The sequence below is a fragment of the Bifidobacterium pseudolongum subsp. globosum genome (assembly GCF_000741295.1).
Lineage (GTDB): Bacteria > Actinomycetota > Actinomycetes > Actinomycetales > Bifidobacteriaceae > Bifidobacterium > Bifidobacterium globosum.
In genome coordinates this window covers 1-4246 of sequence record NZ_JGZG01000025.1, presented here as the reverse complement: position 1 = coordinate 4246, position 4246 = coordinate 1, and the positions used below count along the sequence as shown (strand labels likewise).

The window sequence follows — 4246 nt, the reverse complement described above, 5'->3', positions numbered from 1 at the left end:
TTCCAGATCATCTCCGACAGCTACGAAAGACGCAGCATCATCTACACCAGCAACATCGAGTTCAGCGGTTGGGGACGTGTCCTGGGCGACGCGAACATGGCCGCCGCCCTCATCGACCGCACCGTCCACCACGGCCGCATCATCAGATTCCAAGGAGGCTCATACCGAAGCGAACACGCACTCATGACCAAATAACCCAAAAACCAGCGCGCAGCGGCAATACCGCCGACCATGCGGAAAAGCCGCTGCTCACCCTGCTGAAAAACACTGCTCACAATGCGGAACGCAAATTGCTAAAACACATACTCATACCGGCTCACCCCCATTTCTTCGCGTAGCCGCTGCAAGGCAAGCTGGATATGCCGCCCCGCTGTGCTGCGTGACCGGCCAATACACGCGCCGATCACGCGCTGCGGCTGGCGCAGAAAGTAATAGCGCAGGATTTCTTCCCGCGTCTGCTCCGGCAAAACAGAGATCGCGTCGGCAAGGGCGGCGTTGCAGAGCAGGACGGTCTGACCGCAGACGGTAAATGGGTATTCCTCGTCCGGCTCCGACGCGGCAAACTGGACAAACTTCTCGTTCATCAGATAGTCAAGGGAAACTTGCCGTTCCCATTGCCGTTTAAGCTTCAAAATCTTGTCCAAGGCGGCACAGCGGATAACAGTCTTGCAAAAGGCGTTGTACCTGCGCTGGATATATTCTTGATAGGCTATCTGGTCGGTCATGGAAATTCCCCTTTCTGAATAATAGTGCGGGGCGGTGGCACTTCTTGCTGTCGCCCCTTGATTGCCTACCAGCAAAGGCGGGCGGGGCTGTCAACGGCTGCGCATATGCGCCGTTCATCTTGACCGTTGACTGGCTCGGCTGGGTTTGCTATTTACCCGACAAACTTGAATTTATTTTAAGCTATCACGTTTTACCTTCTTAAGCCTTACTATCATTACCATAGGAATTTCTTTGTTGGTTTTAAAACATTCTTCATAAAATCCATCAATGACAAATCCAGCTCTAAAACAAAGGTTAAAAATATCTTGTATGGAACGATGATAATAAATCTGCTCTTTCGGTTGCCCTTCAATCGCTATATCATAGTAACTGTGCGGTGTCATATATTTTTCAGTCAACGTGACAAAACAAGGGTGTTGCGTTGCAAAGACAAAAATTCCGCTTTCCTGCAACAGTTCATAAACAGCCATAAGAAGTGGTTCAATATCCGTAATATCCATAATTGCCATATTAGAAACTGCTTTCGTAAAGGCTCGATTTCTTTTTAATTCTAATATACTTTTTCTATCGGTCGCATCCGCCACACAAAATTCAATTTGTTTTGCATATTGTGATTGCCGTCTTTTAGCCAATTCTATCATTTTTTTGCTGTAATCAAAAGCGACAACCGAAGCGCCTCTTTGTGCAAGATACGAAGAATAATTTCCATTGCCACACGCAATATCCAAAATGTAATCCGCAGGATTAGGAGATAGAAGTTCCGTTACTTTGGGACGCACTACCTCTCTGTGAAATTCATTAGATTCGTCACCCATTGCATTATCCCAAAATTGTGCGTTCTCCTCCCAGATTTTTTTACTTTCCTCTGTTCCCATGTTCTCTCCCACTCCCCAAATTTGCTTTTTTGCTTCCATTAAATCTTCCTTACTATATTCCATTGTTACCCTCCATAACTTCTGATTGTTGCCGTCTTGACGATTATGTATCTTTACATTACCTTCTGAAACATATGGCGCACCTTGTCCAGGCGGCTGTTTGGACGGCGGGGCTGGATGACCGGCTGACCGACAGCGGCCTGATATCCTTTCAGCTCTGTAAGGCATACGCTCCGCCCGTTGGTGTAAAAGGCCAGATCAGTACGGTATGCCTGTATACAGCGGGCGGGAATCTCGCCAGTAAAGACAACTTCATCCTTTTTTACCTGGGCCGTTTCGATGGTGGCACAGTATTTCGGTGCATCATGATAAGCCTGGAAAGGTATTCCTGGGGCGCATAGAGGATGAAGGAGAGATAAGGTTCCAGCAGCTGCGTCCCCGATTCCTTCAATGCCTGTTCCAATACAATCGGGGCCAATGAGCGGAAGTCCGCCGGCGTGCTGACCGGACTGTAATAAAGCCCGTATTCAAAGCAAATCTTACAGTCCGTTACGTTCCAGCCGAACAAGCCCTGCTCCAGCCCGTAACGGATACCATCCCTGACAGCGTTTTGAAAACTCTGGTTCAAGTATCCCAGCGAAACCCGGCTCTCGTATTGTACACCGGAGCCAAGCGAGAGTGGTGTAACAGACAGTCCTATGGATGCCCAAAACGGGTTGGGCGGCACCTCGATATGGATGGTGTGGCTGGCTGCTTTGAGCGGCCGCTCCATATAAATGACGGAGGGTTCCTTTACCACTGTTTCAAGCTTGTATTTTTCCGACAGCAAAGCGGAAACAACCTCCAACTGCACCCGGCCCAAAAAAGAAAGAATGATCTCATGGGTGATGGAATCCACTTCGCAACGCAAAAGCGGGTCAGTATCCGCAAGTTGCGTAAGAGCGTCCAGCAGCCGTTCTCTTTGCGCTGCCGTTTTCGGCGCAATCGTCGTCCGCAGCATGGGGAGGGGGTCCTCGCGCCACCTTTTACGAGGGAGCCGGGTTTGGTCCCCTAATACATCGTTTAACCTCACGCTGTCGCTGGGAAGGATAACAATTTCACCCTGATAAGCGGTGTCTGTCCGAACAATTTCCCCTTTGGATGGAATACGCATCTCTGTGATTTTCAGCTTTTCTCTCCCGGCCAGGGCCACCGTATCCCGCAGGCGCAGCGTTCCGCTGTATAACCGTAGATAGACACGCCGCTGGCCGCAATCGGTGTACTCAACCTTGAAAACGCTGCCGCATAGGGCGGCGCCCCCCTGTTCCCCAATCGGTTGGAACAGCCCTGTCACCGCATCCATCAACGGTTGAATGCCAAGGCCATTTTTGGCGCTGCCATGATAGACTGGGAACAGGGAGGCGTCTTGAACCCGCTGCTGTTCCTCCCGCGCAAGTTTTTCCCGGCTGATTGGTTCTCCTGCGATATACTTTTCCAATAATTCATCGTTATTTTCGATGACCGCATCCCATGCTTCTATGTCGGTATTTTCCTCCAGGACTATTTCCGGGGACAGCGACACCGTCTGCTTGATGATAATATCGGCGGAGAGCTTATCCCGAACAGACTGAACCACGCTCTGCAAATCAACGCCAGCCTGGTCGATCTTGTTGATAAAGATAACGGTGGGAATGTTCATTTTCCGCAGGGCATGGAACAGAATACGGGTCTGGGCCTGCACGCCATCTTTAGCGGAGATCACCAAGATGGCCCCATCTAAAACAGCCAAAGAGCGGTACACCTCCGCCAAAAAATCCATGTGGCCGGGCGTATCCACAATGTTAACTTTACATCTGTGCCACTGGAAGGAAGTGACTGCCGCTTGAATGGTAATCCCACGCTGCCGCTCCAAAAACATGGTGTCCGTCCTCGTTGTCCCTTTTTCGACGCTCCCCGGTTCTGAAATGGCTCCGCTGGCATATAGCAGGCTCTCCGTCAAGGTCGTCTTTCCAGCGTCTACATGGGCAAGAATTCCAATATTGATTATTTTCATGTGATTGTCCTCCCTTTACAGCCCCAAAGGGCATAAAAATCCCCAGCAGTAAAATACTTTTACCACTGGGGATTATAAGTTGCGGACATACCCATATACAGCATACACCTGTTTGTGATTGCTGTTTTTGGGGATATGTCAAAATTGATAAGGCAAAAGTATTCTTAAATTGGGTACAAAAAACTAAGCCCCTACAAAAGGAGCTATCATAATCCTTTGTTCCCACTATTTGATTATAGTTTTATTTAAGAATACCTTGCCGCATATTTTTTACTCCTTTTCTGGATTAAATCATTGTATCACATCAGTTTTAGGAAAGCAAGTACCTAAAAGAAATTTTTCTGGCTCTTCTCAGGTTAGTGTGTAAGGATGTCTTTGAGTTGGCTGCTGTGGATGAGGCATCGTTGGATGTAGCTGGTGGTGTTGGCGAAGCCCATGGCGTTGCCGCGCAGGGTCTCGAGCCTGCCGTTGATGGCTTCGGTGGGTCCGTTGCTTGAGTGGGGGTGGCGGAAGAGGGCGAGGATGTCGCGCATGCGTCTTTTGAGCACGCGGCCGAGGGAGGCGAGTTCCCGGCAGCCTTTGTGAGCCGCCCCGGTCCGGTCAGGTCGTCGAT

The 4246-nt window shown here is 49.7% G+C and carries 3 protein-coding genes and 2 pseudogenes; 1 reads left to right on the top strand and 4 read right to left on the bottom strand.

All coding sequences use genetic code 11. The features are described 5' to 3' along the window. Positions 1 to 195: ATP-binding protein (locus tag BPSG_RS08195; protein WP_034879223.1), on the top strand; the 195-nt coding region annotated here is incomplete at its 5' end. A 98-nt stretch (positions 196 to 293) separates the two neighbouring features. On the opposite strand, the gene BPSG_RS08190 is transcribed toward BPSG_RS08195, so the two are convergent. From BPSG_RS08190 to BPSG_RS08180, 4 genes and pseudogenes are all read right to left on the bottom strand, one after another. After that, entirely contained in the window at positions 294 to 725 is a 432-nt protein-coding gene (locus BPSG_RS08190; protein WP_026644275.1) for a sigma-70 RNA polymerase sigma factor region 4 domain-containing protein, read from the bottom strand. A 171-nt stretch (positions 726 to 896) separates the two neighbouring features. After that, the gene (locus tag BPSG_RS08570) at positions 897 to 1829 is read right to left on the bottom strand and encodes a class I SAM-dependent methyltransferase (RefSeq protein ID WP_462138073.1); all 933 of its coding nucleotides are present in this window, start codon (positions 1827 to 1829) and stop codon (positions 897 to 899) included. Further along, positions 1715 to 3633: pseudogene (gene tet(W) / locus BPSG_RS08185) on the bottom strand (tetracycline resistance ribosomal protection protein Tet(W)). The gene BPSG_RS08570 and the pseudogene tet(W) overlap by 115 nt, the downstream one beginning before the upstream one ends. 356 nt (positions 3634 to 3989) lie before the next feature. After that, positions 3990 to 4246: pseudogene (locus BPSG_RS08180) on the bottom strand (transposase); the annotation flags it as partial.

Excerpts from the sequence above, each read along its gene's own strand:
- BPSG_RS08570 (WP_462138073.1), bottom strand. The coding sequence starts at position 1,829 with ATGCCTTACAGAGCTGAAAGGATATCAGGCCGCTGTCGGTCAGCCGGT.
- BPSG_RS08190 (WP_026644275.1), bottom strand. The coding sequence starts at position 725 with ATGACCGACCAGATAGCCTATCAAGAATATATCCAGCGCAGGTACAAC.